The 19,427-nt window shown below is 69.1% G+C and carries 16 protein-coding genes; 11 read left to right on the top strand and 5 right to left on the bottom strand.

The annotated features are described in order from the left end of the window. The first annotated feature begins 143 nt into the window (after nucleotides 1-143). Together VEG08_15060 and VEG08_15055 are read left to right on the top strand one after the other, a co-directional pair. On the top strand, nucleotides 144-1,364 hold the full coding sequence (locus tag VEG08_15060; protein HXZ29312.1) for an aldolase/citrate lyase family protein: 1,221 nt from the start codon (nucleotides 144-146) through the stop codon (nucleotides 1,362-1,364). Next, nucleotides 1,361-2,923, top strand: coding sequence for a citrate lyase subunit alpha (locus tag VEG08_15055; GenBank protein ID HXZ29311.1), 1,563 nt, complete (start codon nucleotides 1,361-1,363; stop codon nucleotides 2,921-2,923). Before VEG08_15060 ends, VEG08_15055 begins: the two co-directional genes overlap by 4 nt. A 12-nt stretch (nucleotides 2,924-2,935) precedes the next feature. On the opposite strand, the gene VEG08_15050 is transcribed toward VEG08_15055, so the two are convergent. The 5 genes from VEG08_15050 to VEG08_15030 all read right to left on the bottom strand — a co-directional run bounded on the left by VEG08_15050 (nucleotide 2,936) and on the right by VEG08_15030 (nucleotide 10,863). Next, nucleotides 2,936-4,219 (bottom strand): Xaa-Pro peptidase family protein, encoded by a 1,284-nt coding sequence (locus VEG08_15050; protein ID HXZ29310.1) that lies wholly within the window; start codon nucleotides 4,217-4,219, stop codon nucleotides 2,936-2,938. Then, nucleotides 4,216-7,563: a hypothetical protein gene (locus tag VEG08_15045; protein ID HXZ29309.1), complete on the bottom strand. Its 3,348-nt coding sequence runs from the start codon at nucleotides 7,561-7,563 to the stop codon at nucleotides 4,216-4,218. The genes VEG08_15050 and VEG08_15045 overlap by 4 nt, the downstream gene beginning before the upstream one ends. 65 nt (nucleotides 7,564-7,628) lie before the next feature. Next, entirely contained in the window at nucleotides 7,629-8,429 is an 801-nt protein-coding gene (locus VEG08_15040; protein HXZ29308.1) for an SDR family NAD(P)-dependent oxidoreductase, read from the bottom strand. After that, a complete protein-coding gene (locus VEG08_15035) occupies nucleotides 8,422-9,528 on the bottom strand; it encodes a homoserine O-acetyltransferase (GenBank protein ID HXZ29307.1) in 1,107 nt (368 codons plus the stop codon). The genes VEG08_15040 and VEG08_15035 overlap by 8 nt, the downstream gene beginning before the upstream one ends. A 9-nt stretch (nucleotides 9,529-9,537) precedes the next feature. Further along, complete coding sequence (locus VEG08_15030) at nucleotides 9,538-10,863, bottom strand: homocysteine synthase (protein HXZ29306.1); 1,326 nt, start codon at nucleotides 10,861-10,863, stop codon at nucleotides 9,538-9,540. A 375-nt stretch (nucleotides 10,864-11,238) separates the two neighbouring features. Here VEG08_15030 and argR point away from each other — a divergent pair, with 375 nt between their 5' ends. The 9 genes from argR to VEG08_14985 all read left to right on the top strand — a co-directional run. Continuing rightward, a complete protein-coding gene (gene argR, locus VEG08_15025) occupies nucleotides 11,239-11,688 on the top strand; it encodes an arginine repressor (protein HXZ29305.1) in 450 nt (149 codons plus the stop codon). Continuing rightward, entirely contained in the window at nucleotides 11,688-12,746 is a 1,059-nt protein-coding gene (gene argC, locus VEG08_15020; protein HXZ29304.1) for an N-acetyl-gamma-glutamyl-phosphate reductase, read from the top strand. The genes argR and argC overlap by 1 nt, the downstream gene beginning before the upstream one ends. Next, nucleotides 12,743-13,528, top strand: a complete 786-nt coding sequence (argB, locus tag VEG08_15015; GenBank protein ID HXZ29303.1) for an acetylglutamate kinase — start codon at nucleotides 12,743-12,745, stop codon at nucleotides 13,526-13,528. The genes argC and argB overlap by 4 nt, the downstream gene beginning before the upstream one ends. Further along, a complete protein-coding gene (locus VEG08_15010; protein ID HXZ29302.1) occupies nucleotides 13,525-14,757 on the top strand; it encodes an aspartate aminotransferase family protein in 1,233 nt (410 codons plus the stop codon). Before argB ends, VEG08_15010 begins: the two co-directional genes overlap by 4 nt. Continuing rightward, on the top strand, nucleotides 14,754-15,737 hold the full coding sequence (gene argF, locus VEG08_15005; protein ID HXZ29301.1) for an ornithine carbamoyltransferase: 984 nt from the start codon (nucleotides 14,754-14,756) through the stop codon (nucleotides 15,735-15,737). Before VEG08_15010 ends, argF begins: the two co-directional genes overlap by 4 nt. Continuing rightward, nucleotides 15,730-16,941 carry an argininosuccinate synthase gene (locus tag VEG08_15000; protein ID HXZ29300.1) on the top strand — a complete coding sequence of 404 codons (1,212 nt, stop codon included), beginning with the start codon at nucleotides 15,730-15,732 and terminating at the stop codon, nucleotides 16,939-16,941. The genes argF and VEG08_15000 overlap by 8 nt, the downstream gene beginning before the upstream one ends. Continuing rightward, nucleotides 16,938-18,341: an argininosuccinate lyase gene (gene argH / locus VEG08_14995; protein ID HXZ29299.1), complete on the top strand. Its 1,404-nt coding sequence runs from the start codon at nucleotides 16,938-16,940 to the stop codon at nucleotides 18,339-18,341. Before VEG08_15000 ends, argH begins: the two co-directional genes overlap by 4 nt. Then, nucleotides 18,328-18,834 carry an N-acetyltransferase gene (locus VEG08_14990; GenBank protein ID HXZ29298.1) on the top strand — a complete coding sequence of 169 codons (507 nt, stop codon included), beginning with the start codon at nucleotides 18,328-18,330 and terminating at the stop codon, nucleotides 18,832-18,834. Before argH ends, VEG08_14990 begins: the two co-directional genes overlap by 14 nt. Next, nucleotides 18,831-19,427 (top strand): bifunctional ornithine acetyltransferase/N-acetylglutamate synthase (locus VEG08_14985; protein ID HXZ29297.1); only part of this gene is annotated, 597 nt, incomplete at its 3' end. The genes VEG08_14990 and VEG08_14985, both read left to right, overlap by 4 nt.

Raw genomic sequence — 19,427 nt, 5'->3', positions numbered from 1 at the left:
ATCCCGGGAGGAGCGAAGTCCATCGCGCAGGGAGCGGCTTCGACGACGCAGATGACGGACGCCATTCTTGCTAAGCTGGCGAGTGTGCGGGTGGCGCAGGCGGGCTGAGCTGGAAGCTGGCAGCTAGGAGCGAGAAGCTTTCTATGGTCACATCAACGAGTCTTCACAAGACCGCCGAAGCCGGGCGTTGGGGCCAGGACGTGCGCTCCGACGCTCACGTCCTCATCGAGCCGGGCGCCGCGCGCGGCCTGGAGCTGGTAGTGGAGTCGCGCGTGGAAGCCATCTACGGCGAGGCCATCCGCGCGCAGGCGCGCGAGGTGCTGCAGAGCCTGCGCGTGGAAGACGCGCGCGTCACCCTGCACGACGAGGGCGCGCTGCCCTTCGTGCTGGCGGGGCGCATCGAAGCGGCGGTGCGGCGCTCCGGGCCGGAGAGTGGCCGCCGCTACCAGCTTCCGCGCCTACCGCTGTCGGCGGCCTCCGCGCGCGACCGCCTGCGCCGCTCCCGCCTCTACCTGCCGGGCAACGAGCCCAAGTACTTCATCAACGCCGGGCTGCACGCGCCCGACGCCGTCATCCTAGACTTGGAAGACTCGGTGCACCCGGCGGAGAAGGACGCCGCGCGCGTGCTGGTGCGCAACGCGCTGCGTGCCGTGGACTTCGCGCGAGCCGAACGCATGGTGCGCATCAACCCGTTGCCCCTGGGGCTGGCCGACCTGGATGAGGTCGTGCCCGAAGGACCGGATGTCATCCTCATCCCCAAGGTGGAGCACGCCGAGCAGGTGCTCGAGGTCGAGCGCCACGTCTGCGAGATCCAGGCGCGGGTGGGACAGGGGCGGGCGCTGTGGCTGATGCCCATCCTGGAGTCGGCGCTGGGCGTCGAGCACGCCTTCGCCATCGCCACCGCCTCGCCGCGCCTCTGCGCGCTGACCATCGGGCTGGAAGACTACACCGCCGACCTGGGCGTGGCGCGCACGCCCGAAGGCACGGAATCGCTCTTCGCGCGCCAGCGCATGGTGAACGCGGCGCGGGCCGCGGGGGTGCAGGCCATCGACTCCGTCTTCAGCGACGTGGCCGATATGGACGGCCTGCGCGCCTGGGGGCGCGGCTCGCGCGCCCTGGGCTTCGAGGGCATGGGCTGCATCCATCCCCTGCAGATCGCGGTGATCCACGAGGCCTTCGCGCCCACCGCCGCCGAGATCGAGAAGGCGCAACGCATCGTGTCCGCCTTCGAGGAGGCCCAGGCCAAGGGACTGGGCGTGGTTTCTTTGGGCTCCAAGATGATCGACCCGCCGGTGGTGCAGCGCGCGCTGAAGCTGGTGGAGCGCGCGCGGCAGATGGACCTGCTGCCGGAGAGCAAGCGATGACCGTCAAGACCGAGCTCGAGCGCAACGCCGCCAATCGCCTGGTGCCCGCCGAGGTCAACGGGCGGGCGCAGGTGCCCTTCCAGGGCGTGAACCAGTACCGGCCGGCGGGCGCGAAGCACGGCGCGCCCATCCGCTCCTGCGCCGCCTATCCCGAAGACGGCGACAAACGCGTGGCCACGCTCGAGGAAGCGCTGCGCCGCTGCGGCCTGCGCGACGGCATGACGATCTCGACGCATCATCACCTGCGCGACGGCGACGCGGTCGCGCTCGAGACGCTCCAGACCGCGGCGCGCATGGGTGCCAAGGACCTGATGTGGTTTCCCAGCGCCAGTTTCCCCACCCAGGGGCCGGTCATCGAGCTGATGGAAGCGGGCGCGGTGCATCACATCGAAGGCTCCATGAACGGTCCGCTGGGCGAATACTGCTCGCGCGGCAAGATGCGCGGTCTGGGCGTGCTGCGCTCCCACGGCGGGCGCTGGCAGGCCATCCAGGACGGCGAGGTGCACATTGACATCGCGGTGATCGCGGCGCCCTCCGCCGACCGCTTCGGCAACGCCAACGGCGCGCATGGCAAGTCGGCTTGCGGCTCGCTGGGTTTCGCGCTCGCCGACTCGATGTACGCCGACCACGTCATCGTGGTGACCGACAACCTGGTGCCCTTCCCCTGCGTGCCCTGGCAGATCCAGGGCAACAACGTGGATTGCGTGGTGGAAGTGCCCTCGATCGGCGATCCGGCACGCATCGTCTCCGGCACCACCCAGATCACGCGCAGCCCTGACCGCCTGCGCATCGCCGAGATGGTAGCCAGGTTCCTGCGCGCGGCCGGCATCATGCGCGAGGGATTCAGCTTCCAGGCCGGCTCAGGCGGCATCGCCCTCGCCTTCGTCCAGTACCTGAAAGAGATGATGAAGCAGGCGGGAGTGAAGGCGCGCTTCGTGCGTGGCGGCTCGACTCGCTACTTGGTGGAACTGCTGGAGGAAGGCCTGACCGACTACATCCTCGACGGCCAGACCTTCGACCTGGACGGGGTGCGCTCCCTGGCCTCGAACCCGCGGCACGTGGCCACCTCGCCCTTCACGTCGTACAACTTCCACGGCAAGGGCAACTTCGCCTCGATCGTGGACGCGGTGGTGCTGGGGGCCACCGAAGTGGACGTGAATTTCAACGGCAACGTGGTCACCCACTCCGACGGGCGGCTGCTGCACGGCATCGGGGGCTGGCAGAACTGCCTGTTCGCCGGGTGCACCATCCTGGCCGTGCCCTCGTTCCGCGACCGCATCCCGGTGATCCGCGACGCGGTGACCACCCTCTGCGGGCCGGGCGAATTGATCGACGTGGTCGTCACCGAGCGCGGCATCGCCATCAACCCGCGGCGCCAGGATTTGCTGGAGGCGGTGAAAGGCTCGGGCCTGCCCATCCGGCCCATCCAGGAGATCAAGAAGGAAGTGGAACAGATCTGCGGGGGCGCGCCGCAGAAGCCGCGCTTGACGGAGCGCCCGGTGGCCGTGGTCAAGTGGGTGGACGGCACCGTGCTCGACACGGTGTGGCAGATGGCCTGAGCCCCTCCCGCATCACCCGAACGGATGCTCGAGCGACGGGCTCTGCGAGGTGAACAGCTCGGCGCCGTTCTCGGTGATATGCAGGTCATCCTCCAGGCGCACCCCGAACTCCCCGCGGGTGTAGATGCCGGGCTCGTCGCTGAAGACCATGTCGGGCTGGAGCGCGACGGCGTCGCCCCGCACCAGGTAGGGCCACTCGTGGCCGTCCATGCCGATGCCGTGGCCCACGCGGTGGGAGAAGTACTTGTAGCCAGGACCGTAGCCGGCGTCCTCGATCACCTTGCGTGCGGCCGCGTCCACCGACTGCGCCTCCACGCCGGGCCGGGCCGTGCCCAGGGCCGCGCTCTGCGCCTTGTGCACGATCTCGAAGACCTTCTTCATTTTGTCCGAAGGCTTGCCCAGGACGAAGGTGCGGCTGATGTCGGACTCGTAGCCTTCGACCCGGCAGCCGCCATCCATCAGCAGGATGGTGTTCTCGCGGATGACTTGCGGCGTGAGCGAGCCGTGGGGCAGCGCCGAGTAGATGCCGGTCTGCACGCCGGCGCCGCCTTCAAAGCCCAGGCGCTCGTGGGCGGTGGAGACCAGCGTCTCGAAGTCGGATTCGGTCATGCCCGGCTTGAGGGCGCGCCACGCGGCCTCGTAGGCGGTGATGGTGACTTTGGAGGCCAGGCGCATCAGTTCGATCTCGTGCGCGCTCTTCACCTGGCGGCAGCCGGCGGTGACCGGGGTGGCGCTCACCAATTCCAGTGCAGGTGCGGCCTTGGCCACCCCGTCGGCGTAGACGAAGCGCACCGTCTCCTCGATGCCCACGCGCCCGCTCGCGATGCCGCGCTCCTTCAGTCCCTGCGCCACCAACTTGTAGGGACTCTCGTCCTCCTCCCAAAGCAGGACGGGCGTCTCCTTGTCCAGAGGCCCCAGCGCGATCTGTTCATGCGAGCGGTCGGCCTCGAAGGCAGGACAGACGAAGAAGGCCTGGCCGCGCGCCGGCAGCACCAGCGTGAACAGGCGCTCGCTCAGCCACCAGCGGATGCCGGTGAAGTACACCAGCGAGGTGCCGCCGATGAGGAGCATGGCGTCGAGGCGGTTCTCGGCCATGAGTCGTCGCGCTTTGTCCAGCCGCGCCGCCCGCTCCTCGCGGGTGATGGGCTTGGCCAGCGACTTCATGGACTTGAGCGCGGCGAGGGAGGGCGGGAGCGCGCCTTCGCTTGCCAGCACGCTGCCCGGGCTCCAGCGCAGGGCGGCGCCCGCGCCGGCTGCCGCCGCCGTGAACTGCAGCAACCGCCGCCGCGAGATCACGGCCGGCCTCGCTCCGCGGGCAGCAGCACCGCCGGGATGTCCTGCTTCTTCACCAGGTCGTTGAAGGCGGGGACGTCCGCGCCCAGGATCTCCTTCCACTTGGCGAGTTGCTCGTCGAGCTGCGAGCTCAGCATCTGGAAGACCTCGTAGGACTGCTGCGTGGGCGCGGTAGGAGCGCTCTCGATCACGCTCACCAGCTCGGCCATGCGGTTGTTGAGCTTGACCGGATAGTTGAGCGGGTCTTCGTTGCTCTTGGACTTGCTCTGGATGAGCACGTCCTCCACCGCGGTCAGCTTGGCGTCGAGCTGGCGGGCGGCCTCGCGGATCTCCCGCGCGCGCGGATCACCGTCCAGGCGCCGGGTCAGCTCCTGCACCTGCGCGTGCACCGCCCGCATCTGGTTGATGGCCTTATCCATCTCGTCCAGGCGCTGGTGGGCCTTCTGCGCCAGGTCAAGCTGCTTCTCCAAGTCCGCCTGCGAGGTGGTGACGCGGGGATCGAGCTTCACCTCGAAGGACTGGGTGTAGGTCTTGCCCTCGATGGTGAGCTTGGCGGTGTAGGTACCGGGAACCACCAGCGGGCCCTGCATGTTGCCGCCCCACAGGATGGCGCCCGGGACCGCCGTCGCCTCGGAGTAGCGCAAGTCCCAGATAAAGCGGTTCACGCCCGCCTTGGTGGGTAAAGGCTGCGGCGGACGCTGGAAGGGACTCTCCTCGGCGCCTTCTGCCCGGGGCTGCGGAGGCGCGGGGTACCTGCGCACCAGCTTGCCTTGCGCGTCAAGGATCTCCAGGGTGACAGGGGGCGCGGGACGCCGGCCCTCGGGCCGGGCCTCGGCTCCCTCCCCGCCTTCACCCGCCGCCGGCCGCTCCGGCGGCTTGATCTCGTTCTTCAGCCAGTAATAGAAGACGGCGCCGTTGGGCCGGTTCTGCCCCGCGGTGGCCGCCCCGCCGCGCCGGAAGCCACCCGAACCGATGTCCGTGCGCAGCACAGGAGAAGGCGCGAAGAAGTAGGCGTCGGCCGAGGTCACCTCCGCGCCGTACTGCCGCAGGGGGGAGATGTCGTCGAGCACCCAGAAGGAGCGGCCGTGGGTGGCGACCACCAGGTCGTCGCCCTTCACCACCAGGTCGTGGACGGGAGTGGGCGGCAGGTTCTGCTGCAGCGACTGCCAGTGCGCGCCGCCATCGAAGGAGGCCCAGATCGAGGTCTCGGTACCGGCGAAGAGCAGGCCCTTGCGCACCGTGTCTTCGCGCACCGCGTGCACGGAAGCGCCGGCGGGCAGGCCGCTGTCGATACGCGTCCAGCTCTTGCCGAAGTCGGTGGTCTTGTAGATGTAGGGAGCGAAGTCGTCGAGTTCGTGGCGGTCGGCGGCGACGTAGGCGGTGCCGGCGTCGAAGGGCGAGGCTGAGACCAGGTTGATGCGGCTCCACTCGGGCAGGTCCTTGGGGGTGATGTTGGTCCAGCTCTTGCCGCCGTCGCGGGTGAGCTGCACCAGGCCATCGTCGGTGCCCACCCAGACGGTGTCCTTCTCCAGCGGCGAGGGCTCGATGCTGAAGACGGTGTCGTAGTACTCGACGCTGGTGTTGTCCTGGGTGATGGGCCCGCCTGAGGAGGCCTGCTTCGATTTGTCGTTGCGGGTGAGGTCGGGGCTGATGGCGGTCCAGCTCATGCCGCCGTCCGTGCTCTTAAAGACGACCTGCGCGCCGTGGTAGAGGGCGCCGGGATCCAGCGGCGAGATGGCGATGGGCGCGGTCCACTGGAAGCGGTACTTCAGGTCGGCGGCCCCGTAGCCCATGGGCTCCACCGGCCAGGCATTGATCTCCTGCTCTTCGCCGGTGCGGTGGTCCAGGCGCCCGATGTGTCCGCCGTAGCAGCCACCGTAGACGATGTTGAAGTCGCGCGGGTCGGGGACGATGTAGCCGCTCTCGCAGCCGCTCACCGGGTACCAGTCGGGCCGGTCGATCACGAAGTGATCGGTGGCGCTGGCGATGGCCACGCTGCTGTTGTCTTGCTGCGCCCCGTACAGCCAGTAGGGATAACGATTGTCGGTGGCCACGTGGTAGAACTGCGCGGTGGGTTGGTTGAGCAGCGTGGTCCAGCTCTCGCCGCCGTTCTGGCTGACGGCGGCGCCCCCGTCGCTGCCGCTGATCATGCGCTTGGGATCGGTGGGATCGATCCACAGTCCGTGGTTGTCGCCGTGCTGCTGTTGCATCGGGGTCAGGGTGCGGCCGCCGTCGGTGGAGCGGAACATGCCCACGTTCAGGAAGTAGACCACGTCGGGGTTCTGGGGATCGGCGACCACGTGGCTGAAGTACCAGGCGCGCTGCGTGGTGCGATGGTCGTCGTTCATGCGGCGCCAGTGCTCGCCGGCGTCGTCGGAGCGGTAGAGGCCGCCCTCCTTGGCCTCGATCTGCGCCCACACCCGGCTGGAGTTGGGCGCCACCGCCACCCCGATACGTCCCCACACGCCCTTGGGCAGGCCTTCGCCCTCGATCTTCTGCCAGGTGGAGCCGCCGTCGATGGACTTGTAGAGGCCGCTGCCCGGCCCGCCGCTCGACATCGACCAGGGCGTGCGGTAGGCCTCCCAGAGCGCCGCGTACAGCACGCTGGGGTTGGTGGGATCGAAGGTGATGTCGATGGCCCCGGTCTTCTCGTCCTTGTAGAGCACCTTCTGCCAGGTCGCGCCGCCGTCGCTGGAGCGGAAGACACCGCGCTCCGCGTTCTGCCCATAGACATGGCCCATGGCGGCCACGAAGACGATGTCGGGGTTCTTGGGATTGACAATGACCTTGCCGATGGTCTGCGTGTCCTTCAGCCCGATGAACTTCCAGGTCTTGCCCGCGTCGGTGGACTTGTAGACGCCGTCGCCGCGCACGATGTTGCCGCGGATGCACGCCTCCCCCGTACCCACATAAATGACGTTGGGATCGGACTCGGCCACCGCGATCGAGCCCACCGACTCGATCGGGGTCTTGTCGGAGATGGGCGTCCAGGTCAGGCCGCCGTCGGTGGTCTTCCACACTCCCCCCGCCACCGCGCCGAAGTAGAAGGTATTGGCGTCGCCGGGGACGCCGGCCACCGCCAGCGCGCGCCCGCCGCGAAACGGGCCGACCTGTCGCCAGGCCAGGCCCTGGAAGGGATCTTCTTTCTTGGCCTCTTCCGCCTTGGCGGCTGCGGGCGCGGGCGCGGCGCCAGGCTTCGCCTTCTTGTCTTTCGCCGGCGGCTTCTGCGCGGCCAGCGGCAAGGCGAAAAAGGCAGCGGACAGGATCAGGGCGAAAATCGCCAGCACGGCAAGACGCAGGCTCTTCATGGCGTACAGACCTCCAGCCTGGATTTTGCGACCGGACATGATAAACGCCCGGGGCGCAAAGCGGTAGAAACTTCCAGCCGGAGCGGCTGCCCCGAAAGGAGGGGCTAGCCGCAGAGCACCGCGCCCCCATTCACGTTGAGCACCTCGCCGGTGATGTGCTGCGCCCAGTCGCAGGCCAGGAAGACGATGGAGCGGGCCACGTCGCTGGGCTGCGCGATGCGCCCCAAGGGCACGGCGCCCGCCACCTGCTCCTTGAAGCCGCCGCGCTGGAAGACGGGGTCGTTCAGCTCGGTCTCGACCCAGCCGGGCGCGACGCAGTTCACGCGGATGCGCGGCGCCAGCTCCACCGCCAGCGACTTGGTGAAGCTGATCTGTCCGCCTTTGGAAGCGGCGTAGCCCGAGTAGTGGGCCTCGCCGCGCTGGCCTGCGGTCGAACTGACGATCACGATCGAGCCCTGCCCCTGGCGCCTCATCACCGGCACCACCGCGCGGCAGGCGTTCCAGGTGCCCTTCAGGTTGACCTCGAGCACGCGGTCCCAGAGTTCCTCTGGCATCTCCTCCACGCGCGCGCCCTCCCAGATGCCGGCGTTGGCCACCAGGATGTCCACGCGGCCGAAGTGGGTCACGACCTGCTCCGTCAGGGCCAGCGCCTCGCCGTTGCGGGAGATATCGGCGGCCAGGGTGATGGCTTCGACGCCCAGCTCGCGGGCGCGCCCCGCCGTCTCCCGCGCGGCGGCGTGGTTCTGCCGGTAGTTGATCACCACGTTGCAGCCGGCCTCCGCCAGGCGCAGCACGGTGGAGCGTCCGATGCCGCGCGAGCCCCCGGTCACGATGGCCACCCGGTCGCGCAGCAGGTCCGCGGGAAAAGGGACGTGGGCGCGCTTCTCCTGCTTGAGTTCAATCATGGGGCGCACCTCCAGCCACAGAACCCGCATAGACGCGGCTGCCCTGCCTCGGGAGAACCGCCAACGCCTCCGCCACCAGGGGCGCCAGTTTCTCCGCCTCGGCCAGGAAGGCGTCGTGTCCGTGCGCCGATTCCAGCTCGGCATAGCGGACGTCGACGCCGGCGGCACGCATGCGCCCGGCCAGCGCCCGCACCTCCGCGGCCGGGAACAGCCAGTCCGAGGAGATGCCCACCAGCAGCACCTGCGCCGAGATGCCCCGCAGCGCAGCCTCCTCGTTCTCACCGGGGCGTGGCAGCTCGAAAGTGTCCATCGCCTTGGAGAGCGCCACGTAGGAGTCGGCGTCGAAGCGGCGCACGAAGATCTCGCCCTGGTGGTCGAGATAGCCGGCTACGTCGTAGCGCGCGTCCAGCGAGCGCCGGGGATCCTCGCCGCTGCGGTCGGGACGGCGAGCGAAGCGCTCGCGGAAGAGCTCCGCCGACTTGTAGGAGCACATGGCGAGGGCGCGCGCCAGCGCCAGCCCGCGGCTGGGATCGAGGCGAATGGCCTGCCGCTGCAGATGATTGAACGCCAGCCCCAGGGCGGAAAGCGGCGTGGCCCCGATGACGATACATCGCTCGGCGCGCCCGGGAAAGCGCAGCGCCCACTCCAGCGCCTGCATGCCCCCGAGGGAGCCGCCCACGACCGCGGCGAGGCGCCGCACCCCCAGGTGGTCGAGCAGCCGTGCCTGCGCACGCACCATGTCGCCCACGGTGACCAGGGGGAAGCCGGAGCCGTAGCGCCGCCCGGTGCGCGGGTCGAGGGACGGCGGTCCGCTCGAGCCGTAGCACGAGCCCAGCACGTTGACGCCGAGCACGCAGTGGCGCTCGAGATCGAAGGCGCGCCCGCGACCGAACATCGCCGGCCACCAGTCGCCTGCGCGCGCCGAGCCGGAGAGCGCGTGGCAGGCCAACACCACCTGCTCGCGCCGCCGCTCCAGATCGCCGTAGATGGCGTAGTGCAAAATCACCGGCCGCAGCGTGCCTCCGGCGTCGAGGAGAAACGGCTGCTGCTGGGCGAAGGTGAAGTCGCCTTCGAAGCTAGGTCGGGGGATCTCGCTCATGCTGCCTCCCTAGTCCGCCGCGCTGGCGCCGCGCCGAGTCGTGGCCCGCTCCAGTCCCTGCTCGAGGTCGCGGATGATGTCGCCCGCGTTCTCGATGCCCACCGACAACCGCACCAGCTCCGGCGTCACGCCGGTGACGCGCTGCTCCTCGGCGCTGAGCTGCTGGTGGGTGGTGGACGCCGGGTGGATGACCAGCGACTTGGCGTCTCCGATGTTGGCCAGCAGGCTGAACAGCTTCACCGCGTTGATGAACTTCCTCCCTGCCTCCCGGCCGCCGCGGATGCCGAAGGTGAGGAGCGCGCTCGCGCCCCGTGGCAGATACTTCCCGGCCAACGCGTAGTGCGGGCTGCTTTTCAGGCCGGGATGATTCACCCACTCCACCGCGCGGTGCTGCTCCAGGAAGCGCGCCACCTCGAGCGCGTTCTCGGAGTGGCGCTGCATGCGCAAGGGCAGCGTCTCCAGGCCCTGCAGGAAGAGGAAGGCGTTGAAGGGCGAAAGGCAGGCGCCGGTGTCGCGCAACCCCTGCAGCCGCGCCTTCACGATGAAGGCCAGCGGGCCGAAGGCCCGAGTGTAGGAGACACCGTGGTAGGAAGGATCGGGCTCGACGAAGTCGGGAAATCGCCCCGAGGCCTTCCAATCGAAGTTGCCGGCGTCGACGATCACCCCGCCGATGGAGGTACCGTGGCCGCCGATGAACTTGGTGGCAGAATGCACCACCAGGTCGGCGCCCCACTCGATGGGCCGGCAGAGCGCGGGCGAGGCAGAGGTGTTGTCCACGATCAGCGGCAGGCCGTGCTGGTGCGCGAGCCGCGCCAGGCGCTCGAGATCGGCGATGTCGAGCTTGGGATTGCCGATGGTCTCGGTGTACAGGGCCCGCGTCTTGGGCGTGATGGCGGCCTCCAGCCCCTGGAGGTCGACGGGGTCCACGAAGCGCACGGTGATGCCCAGCCGCGGCAGTGTGTAGTGGAAGAGGTTGTAGGTGCCGCCGTAGAGCGAGGTGGTGGAGACGATCTCGTCGCCGGCGCCCGCCAGGGTCAGGATGGCCAGCGTCTCCGCCGCCTGGCCGGAGGCCAGCGCCAGCGCGCCTACGCCGCCTTCCAGTGCCGCCACCCGCTTCTCGAAGACATCGGTGGTGGGGTTCATGATGCGGGTGTAGATGTTCCCGGTCTCCTCCAGCGCGAACAGGCGGGCGGCGTGGTCGGCGCCGTCGAAGACGTAGGAGGCGGTCTGGTAGATGGGTATGGCGCGCGCGCGTGTGCTGGCATCGGGCGCCTGCCCGGCGTGGACGGCGAGGGTGTCGAAGTGCAACTGGGGTAGATCGCGGTGGTCCGGCATGGTCGGAGGCTCCTCTCGTATGTGGTCTTTGGGGAAAAAAGAAAAACCCACGCGGGGCCCTGTCGGGGCGCGTGGGTCTGGAAGATCGGAAGGAACTAGAAGCTCAGGATGCCGTCAGTTCCTACGCCCGCGCCGGAAGACAGGGACACGCGTGGCTGCACATACAGCGCATTCGCATCGCCTTCTGGCTCGGGCAGGACATGAGGCGTACGACTCTAGAGGACGGCCACGGGACTTGTCAAGCCGGTGGCCGCTCTCGATGCCGCGACCCCTCGTTGGGATGGGGGTACGATTTCTGGTGCTTCGGGGTTGACATGATTATTCACTTGCCTGCATATTTATGCAGCAGAGCCGGGAGTTTATGCATCCGACTGCATGAGTATGTCGAAGCTGGCGCGCCAAAACCTGATCCTGGAGCTGGTCAAGGAAGAGACCTTGCCCAGCCAGGACGAATTGCGCCGCCGCCTCAAGAAGGCGGGGGCGCGGGTCACCCAGGCCACGCTCTCGCGCGACATCAACGAGCTCGGCCTGGTGAAGACGCCCGAAGGCTACACCCTGCCCGGCCGGGAGGAGGCCGCCGAGCCGCCGCCGCCCTCCCTCCCCCGCCTGATGCGGGAGTTCGTGCGCGAGGTGCGGCAGGCGCAGAACCTGATCGTGCTCAAGACCACCGCCGGCAGCGCCCAGCCGGTGGCCGCCGCGCTCGACGGCGAGGCCTGGCCCGAGATCGTGGGTACCGTCGCCGGCGATGACACCATCCTGATCGTGGCGCCCGACCTCAAGACCTGCCGCAAACTCGCCGATGGCATCCGAGGGATGATCGCCTGATGCCCTCGCCTGTCAGAACCGCCGTAGTCGGGCCCACCGGCTATGCAGGCTTCGAGCTGGCCCGCTTGCTGGCGCGGCACCCCCGCGTCCAGCCGCCGCTGCTCATGACCCGGGAATCGTCGGAGGCCTTCGCCGCCGATCTGGCCGAGCTCTATCCTCAGATCGCGCCCGCCAACGGCAACGGCCGCGTCCATCCCCTGGAGCCTTTTTCCTGGGAGCGGCTGAAGAGTGCGGGCGTGGAACTGCTCTTTCTCTCCACTCCTCACGAAGTCTCGCGCGCATGGATCCCGCAGGCCCTGAGCCTGGGTCTGCGCGTCGTGGACCTGAGCGCGGCTTGGCGCCTGCGCCAGCCCGAACACCAGAAGGTCTACGGCTTCGAGGATCCCGACCCCCAGACCGCCGCGCGGCTCACCGGCCAGGCGGTCTACGGCCTGAGCGAACTGAACCGCCGTCCCCTGGCGCAGGCGCAGTTGGTGGCCAATCCCGGCTGCTACCCCACCTCGATCATCCTGGCGCTGGCTCCGTTGCTGCAGGCCGGCCTCGTGGACCTGGACAAGGGCATCGTGTGCGACTCCAAGTCCGGGGTCTCTGGCGCCGGCAAGCAGCCCAGTGCCAAGACTCACTTCGTGGAGGTGGCCGAGAACCTCTCCGCCTACTCCGTCTTCGCCCACCGCCACACCGGCGAGATCCTGGAGCAGCTCGAGCTCGCGCCTGAGCAACTGACCTTCGTCCCGCACCTGCTGCCCATCCCGCGCGGCATCCTTTCTACCATCTACGTGCAGCTGCGCGAACCGACGGTGGAGGAAGCCCTGCTGAACTGCTTCCACGACTGCTACCGCGGCTGCGCCTTCGTGCGCATCTTCGCTCCGCCGCGGCTGCCGCAGATCCAGTACTCGGTGCGCACCAACTACTGCGACCTCGGCTTCACCCTCGCTCCCGACGGGAAGCGCCTGGTCGTGGTCTCCTGCCTGGACAACCTGATGAAAGGCGCTGCCGGACAGGCGGTGCAGAACATGAACCTCATGTTCGGCTGGGACGAGCAGGAGGGCCTGGCATGAGGATGGTGGTCAAGATCGGGGGCGCCGCGCTCGACAGCGCGGAACTGCTGGAGCGCTGCGCGCGCGCCCTGGCCGACGTAGCCCGCGAGGGCCACGAGGTGGCCGTGGTCCACGGCGGCGGCGCCGCCCTCACCCGCATGCTGGCGCAACTGGGCAAGCAGAGCCAGTTCGTCGACGGCCTGCGCGTCACCGACGCCGAGACCCGTGACGTCGCCCTCATGGTGCTGGCCGGGGGCGTGAACAAGAAGCTGGTGGCTGCGCTGGCCCGCGCCGGGCAACCCGCGCTGGGCCTGTGCGGCGGCGACGGCATGTCCTTCCGCGTCGCCAAGCGCAAGGCCAACGGCCACGACCTGGGCTACGTGGGCGACGTCTGCTCGACCGATATGCGCTGGCTGCACGCCATCTGGGCCAACGGCGGCGTGCCCGTGATCTCCAGCCTGGGCCTGGGCCCGCAGGGCGAGTACTACAACGTGAACGCCGACCAGATGGCCGCCGCCTGCGCGGTGGCTTGCCAGGCGCACGCCCTGGTCTTCCTCACCGACGTCCCGGGCGTGCGCGGCGTCGACGGCAGCGTGATGCGTTGGCTCGATACCCAGCAGATCCCCGCGCTCGTCAACTCTTCCACCGTACAGGGGGGCATGCTGCCCAAGCTGGAGGCCTGCCGCATGGCCCTCACTCGCGGCGTGGGCCGGGTGCGCATCCTGCCCGCCTCCGACGTGGAGTTCCTGCCGGAGTTCTACCACGCCAAGCTGGAGGCGGGGACCGAGGTCACGGTGCCATGAGCCTGGCCTCCGTCTCCCAATCCGAGAGCAAGCGCCTGGTGCACACCTACGACCGCCACAAGGTCCTGCTGGAGCGCGGGCGCGGCTGCTACCTCTACGACGATCGCGGCCGCAAGTACCTCGACTTCCTCAGCGGCATCGGCGTGAACGCGCTGGGACACGGGCATCCCGCCATCCGCCGCGCGCTGGTGCGCCAGGCGGAAAGCGGCGTGCTCCACACCTCCAACCTCTTCTATCACGAGTACCAGGCCCCGCTGGCCGAGCGCCTGTGCGCCATTTCCGGCCTGGAGCGCGCCTTCTTCACCAACAGCGGCACGGAAGCGGTGGAGGGCGCGCTGAAGCTGGCGCGGGCGCACGCGCGTGCGCGTAACCGCAACGGTTGTCGCCGGGCGTGGCGCGTGCTGGCCATGACCAACTCGTTCCACGGCCGCACCTTCGCCGCGCTCTCCGCCACCTGGACCAAGAAGTACCGCGAGCCCTTCGGGCCGCTGGTGCCGGGCGTGCGCTTCGTGCGCTTCAACGACGTGCAGGACCTGGCGCGCAAGATGGATGCGACCGTGTGCGCGGTCCTGGTGGAACCCATCCAGGGCGAGGGCGGGATCAACGCGGTGACACCCGAGTTCATCACCGCCAGCCGCCGCCTCACCCGCAAGCACGGCGCCCTGCTCATCGCCGACGAGATCCAGTGCGGCCTGGGCCGAACCGGGCGCTACTTCGCCTATCAGCACTACGGCATCCTGCCCGACATCGTGACCCTGGCCAAGCCGCTGGCCGCCGGGCTGCCTCTGGGCGCCATCCTGGCGCGCGAGCCGGTGGCCGACACGCTCCATCCCGGCATGCACGGCACCACCTTCGGCGGGGGGCCTCTGGCCTGCGCCGTCGCGCTGGCGTTCCTCCAGACCCTGGAACGCGAGCATCTGCTGCCGCACGTGCGCGAGGTCGGCGCCTACTTGCGCGAGCGGCTGGAGGGGCTCAAGAAGAAGCACGCCTCGGTGCGGGAGGTCCGTGGGATGGGCCTGATGCTGGGCATGGAGCTGGATTCGCCGGACCTGGCCAAATCGGTCGCGGCGGAGATGCTCGAGCGCGGCGTCATCATCAACCGCACCCACGAGACCGCCCTGCGCTTCCTGCCGCCCTTCATCATCGAGAGGAAGCACGTGGACCTGGCCGTGGCCACGCTGGATTCCGTTCTGACGAAGGCCGAATCGAAGAGGAGGAAAGCAAGTTGAGCACCGCACGCGCTGCTGTTCGTCTCTCCAGCCTTTCCAACCCGGACCTGCTCTCCATCGGGGACCTGAGCCCCGCCGAGGTAGGCGGCATCCTGAACCTGGCCGCGCTGGTCAAGGCGCGGCCGGCACGCTTCCGCCACGCCCTCGAGGGTAAGCAGATGGTGCTGATGTTCGAGAAGCCCTCGCTGCGCACCCGCCTGACCTTCGAGGCCGGCATGGGCGCGCTGGGCGGGCGCTCCCTGTTCGTGGACCAGACCCACTCCCGCATCGGCGCGCGCGAGTCGCTGGCCGACGTGGCCCGCAACCTGGAACGCTGGGTGGACGTCATCGTGCTCCGCACCTTCGAGCACCAGACGGTGGTCGACATGGCCGCGCACGCCGCCATCCCCGTCATCAACGGGTTGAGCGAGGTCGAGCATCCTTGCCAGGCGCTGGCCGACTACCTCACGCTGCAGGAAAAGTTCCACGACTTGAAGAACGTGCGCCTGGCCTACGTGGGCGACGGCAACAACGTGGCCCACTCGCTGCTGCTGGCGGCGGCCTGCCTGGGCAGCGCGCTGACCGTGGCCACGCCCAAGGGCTACGAGCCCGGCGCCGCCATCGTGCGCGCCGCCCGCGAAGTGGCCGCCCAGACCGGCGCCCGCATCGAGCTCACGCACGATCCCAAGGCCGCGGTGAAGGGCGCCGACGCCGTCTACACCGACGTGTGGGCCAGCATGGGGCAGGAGGCGGAGCAGGAAGAGCGCGCCGCCATCTTCGCCCCCTTCCAGGTCAACGCCAAGTTGATGGCGCTGGCCGCGCCTCACGCCGTCTTCCTCCACTGCCTGCCGGCGCACCGCGGCTCCGAGGTCACCGACGAGGTCATGGACTCGCCGCAGTCGGTTGTCTTCGACCAGGCCGAGAACCGCTTGCACGTCCAGAAAGCCATTCTGTTGCTGCTGCTCGGCAACGACAACTCCAAGGGGAGCACACATGCCTGAGAAAGTGGTGTTGGCGTACTCCGGAGGGCTCGACACCTCCATCATCATTCCCTGGCTCAAGGAGAACCACGGCAGCGAGGTCATCGCCATGGTCGCCGACGTCGGCCAGGGTGAGGACCTGGACGCGGTCGCCAAGAAAGCGCGCCAGACCGGCGCCTCCAAGGTCGTGGTCGAAGACCTGAAGGAGGACTTCCTCACCGGCTACGTCTTCCCGGCGCTGTCCGCGGGCGCGGTCTACGAGCACAAGTACCTGCTGGGGACCTCGCTGGCGCGCCCGGTCATCGCCAAGCGGCAGGTGGAGGTGGCGCTGCGCGAGGGCGCCGGCGCCGTCGCCCACGGCTGCACCGGCAAGGGCAACGACCAGGTGCGCTTCGAAATGGCCTACCAGGCGCTGGCCCCGGAGCTGAAGGTGATCGCGCCCTGGCGGGAGTGGAGCATCCAGTCGCGCGAGGACGCCATCGACTACGCCGAGCAGCGCAAGATCCCCATCGCCGTCAGCCGCCAGAAGATCCATAGCCGCGACAAGAACCTCTGGCACCTGAGCCACGAGGGCGGCGAGCTGGAAGACCCCGCCAACGCGCCGCTCGACTCCACCTGGCAGATGACGGTCTCGCCCAAGGACGCGCCCGACCGCGAGGAAGAGGTCGCCATCGGCTTCGAGCAGGGCGTGCCCGTCTCGGTGAACGGCCAGAGCCTGGATCCGGTCAAGCTGGTTGAACTGCTCAACGAGATCGGCGGGCGCAACGCCGTGGGCCGCATCGACCTGGTGGAGAACCGCTTCGTGGGTATCAAGTCGCGCGGCTGCTACGAGACCCCCGGCGGCACGCTGCTCATCGCCGCCCACCGCGAGCTGGAGGCCCTGTGCCTCGACCGCGAGGTGCTGCACTTCAAGCAGCAGATCGCGCTGCGCTACGCCGAGCTGGTGTACTTCGGCATGTGGTTCACGCCGCTGCGCGAGGCCCTGGACGCCTTCGTGCGCGAGACCCAGGCCACCATCAGCGGCACGGTCGCGCTCAAACTCTACAAGGGCAACGTGGATGTGGCCGGGCGCTCGTCGCCCTACTCCCTCTACCGCACCGACCTCGCCGCCTTCACCATGGGCGACAGCTACGACCAGAAGGACGCCGCCGGATTCATCCGCATCCTGGGGCTGCCCTCGCGCTCCCGCGCCTGGCTGCGCCGCGAGCAGGAGATCCTGCGATGAAGATGTGGTCGGGGAGGTTCCGCCAACCCCTGGACCCCGCCTTCGAGCGCTGGCAGCGATCGTTTCCCTTCGACCGGCGGCTCCTGGGAGAAGAACTGGCCGCCAGCCGCGCCCATGTGGCGGCGCTCGCCAAAGCGGGCGTGCTCTCGCCGGAGGAGACCCAGTCCATCCTGCAGGGATTGAACCAGATCGAGCAGGAGGTCGAAGCCGAACCTGCCCTGCTCGATGACCCGACCGCCGAGGACGTGCACCACTTCGTGGAAGAGCAGTTGGTGGCGCGCATCGGCGAGACCGGCTACAAGCTGCACAGCGGGCGCAGCCGCAACGAGCAGATCGCGACCGACCTGCGCCTGTTCACGCGCGCCGGCGTGGACGCCATCCGCGCTGCGCTGGGCGAGTTGATCTCCGCCCTCATCGAGAAGGCGCGGGCCCAGGGCACGGCCGCCATGCCCGCCTACACCCACCTGCAGCGCGCCGAGCCCGTGCTGCTGGCGCACTGGCTGCTGGCCTACGTGGAGATGTTCTTCCGCGACGCCGAGCGCCTGGCCGACTGCCGCAAGCGCGCCAACATCCTGCCCCTGGGCTCGGGCGCGGTAGCCGGCAGCACGCTTCCCCTGGACCGCGCCGCCATGGCGCGCGAATTGGGCTGCGAAGGCGTCTCCGCCAACAGCCTGGACGCTACCTCGGACCGCGACTTCGCGCTCGAGTTCGTGAATACGCTTTCGCTCGTGGCCCTGCACCTGAGCCGCCTGGCCGAGGAGATGACCTTGTTCGCCACCGCCGAATACGGCTTCGTGCGCCTGCCCGAGGCCTACTCCACCGGCTCCAGCGCCCTGCCGCAGAAAAAGAACCCCGATTCGATGGAGCTGCTGCGCGCGCAGGTGGGCAAGGTGAGCGGCGCCGCACTCTCTTTGTTGATCTCGATGAAGGGCCTGCCGCTGGCCTACAACAAGGACATGCAAGAGACCCAGCCGCCACTCTTCGCCGCTGCCGACGCCCTCCGCGAGGCCCTGCCCATCGCCACCGGCTTCATGCGCCAGGTCGAGTTCGACCACGAGCGCATGCAGCAGGCCGCCGATTCCGGATTCCTGAACGCGCTCTCCGCCGCCGATTACCTGGTGCGCCGCGGAGTCCCCTTCCGGCGTGCGCATGCCGTCATCGGCGAGGCTGTGCAGTTGTGCCTGGAGAAGGGCTGCGAACTCAACGGCCTCAGCCTGGAAGCACTGCAGCAGCTTCACCCCGAGTTTGGTCCCGACTTCGCCGAGTGCCTGACGCTGGAGGCCGGCCTGGCCGCGCACGACATTCCCGGAGGCACCGCCCCGGCGCGGGTGGCGGCCGCGCTGCGCGTGGCAGAGCAGCGCCTGGCGGTGCTGGAGGAGGCCTTCCATGCGCGTGCGTAAGGCTATGCTTCCGGACGCCGAAGCGGTCTGCGCCCTGATTGCGAGCTACTCCGCCGACGGCACCGTGCTGCCGCGCTCCCTGGGCGAGGTCTGCGAGAACATCCGCGACTTCACCGTGGTCGAGCACCAGGGGAAGATCATCGGCTGCGCGGCCTTGCACCTGTACGGACCGCACCTGGCCGAGGTGCGATCCATCACGGTCGCCCGGGAAGCGCAGGGCCGCGGCGCGGGACGCCGGCTGGTGCGCGCCCTGCTGGCCGAGGCCCAGCGCCACAGCGTCAACAGCGTCTGCTTGTTCACCCGCATTCCCGAGTACTTCGCCGTCTTCGGCTTCAGCGTGGTGAACCGCGACGACCTTCCCGACAAGCTGCTCAAGGACTGCCTGGCCTGCCCGCGCCTGCACTGCTGCGACGAGACCGCCATGCTGCTGGGCGAGTTGCCCGAAACGACCGCGCGCGCGACCCGCACGACCGAGCTCGTCCAGATTCAATGAGCCACGAGCCGCACACCTCCAAGCCGCTCTTGCTGCCCGGGGGGTTCCGCTTTGCCGGCATCGCCGCCGGCATCAAGCCCACCGGCGCGCTCGATCTGGCCCTGGCCGAGGCCCCCGGCGGCGCGAGTGCCGCCGCTCTGTTCACCTCCAACCGCGTCCTCGCCGCTGCCCTGATGGTGGACAAGGAGGTGCTGCGATCCGGCGGGCGTGTGCGCGGCGTGCTGGTCAACTCCGGCAACGCTAACTGCGCCACCGGTCCCGCCGGGCTGCGCGCCTGCCGCGAAGTCTGCCAGAAGACCGCGGGCCGGCTGGGCGCTTCCCCACGGGAGGTCTTCCCTTCTTCCACCGGCGTGATCGGCGTTCCCTTCCCGAAAGACAAGATCCTGGCAGCGCTGCCGGCGCTCTTCGCCGGCCGCGAGGCCTCGCTGGACGGCGCGCGCCGCTTCGCCCAGGCCATCATGACCACCGACACCCGTCCCAAGCTGGCCTCCCTGCGCTTCCGCTGCGGCTCCGCGCGCGCCGCTCTGCTGGGCATGGCCAAAGGCGCCGGCATGATCCATCCCAGCCTGGCCACCATGCTGGTCTACCTCTTC

This window comes from Terriglobales bacterium (assembly GCA_035624475.1).
Lineage (GTDB): Bacteria > Acidobacteriota > Terriglobia > Terriglobales > Acidobacteriaceae > DASPRL01.
Note: the sequence above shows the minus strand (reverse complement) of the source record. Positions and strands in the feature narration are given on the sequence as shown.

Coding starts and splice junctions, on each gene's coding strand:
- VEG08_15060 (HXZ29312.1), top strand. CDS start 144: ATGGTCACATCAACGAGTCTTCACAAGACCGCCGAAGCCGGGCGTTGG.
- VEG08_15055 (HXZ29311.1), top strand. CDS start 1,361: ATGACCGTCAAGACCGAGCTCGAGCGCAACGCCGCCAATCGCCTGGTG.
- VEG08_15045 (HXZ29309.1), bottom strand. CDS start 7,563: ATGTCCGGTCGCAAAATCCAGGCTGGAGGTCTGTACGCCATGAAGAGC.
- VEG08_15040 (HXZ29308.1), bottom strand. CDS start 8,429: ATGATTGAACTCAAGCAGGAGAAGCGCGCCCACGTCCCTTTTCCCGCG.
- VEG08_15035 (HXZ29307.1), bottom strand. CDS start 9,528: ATGAGCGAGATCCCCCGACCTAGCTTCGAAGGCGACTTCACCTTCGCC.
- VEG08_15030 (HXZ29306.1), bottom strand. CDS start 10,863: ATGCCGGACCACCGCGATCTACCCCAGTTGCACTTCGACACCCTCGCC.
- argR (HXZ29305.1), top strand. CDS start 11,239: ATGAGTATGTCGAAGCTGGCGCGCCAAAACCTGATCCTGGAGCTGGTC.
- argC (HXZ29304.1), top strand. CDS start 11,688: ATGCCCTCGCCTGTCAGAACCGCCGTAGTCGGGCCCACCGGCTATGCA.
- argB (HXZ29303.1), top strand. CDS start 12,743: ATGAGGATGGTGGTCAAGATCGGGGGCGCCGCGCTCGACAGCGCGGAA.
- VEG08_15010 (HXZ29302.1), top strand. CDS start 13,525: ATGAGCCTGGCCTCCGTCTCCCAATCCGAGAGCAAGCGCCTGGTGCAC.
- VEG08_15000 (HXZ29300.1), top strand. CDS start 15,730: ATGCCTGAGAAAGTGGTGTTGGCGTACTCCGGAGGGCTCGACACCTCC.
- argH (HXZ29299.1), top strand. CDS start 16,938: ATGAAGATGTGGTCGGGGAGGTTCCGCCAACCCCTGGACCCCGCCTTC.
- VEG08_14990 (HXZ29298.1), top strand. CDS start 18,328: ATGCGCGTGCGTAAGGCTATGCTTCCGGACGCCGAAGCGGTCTGCGCC.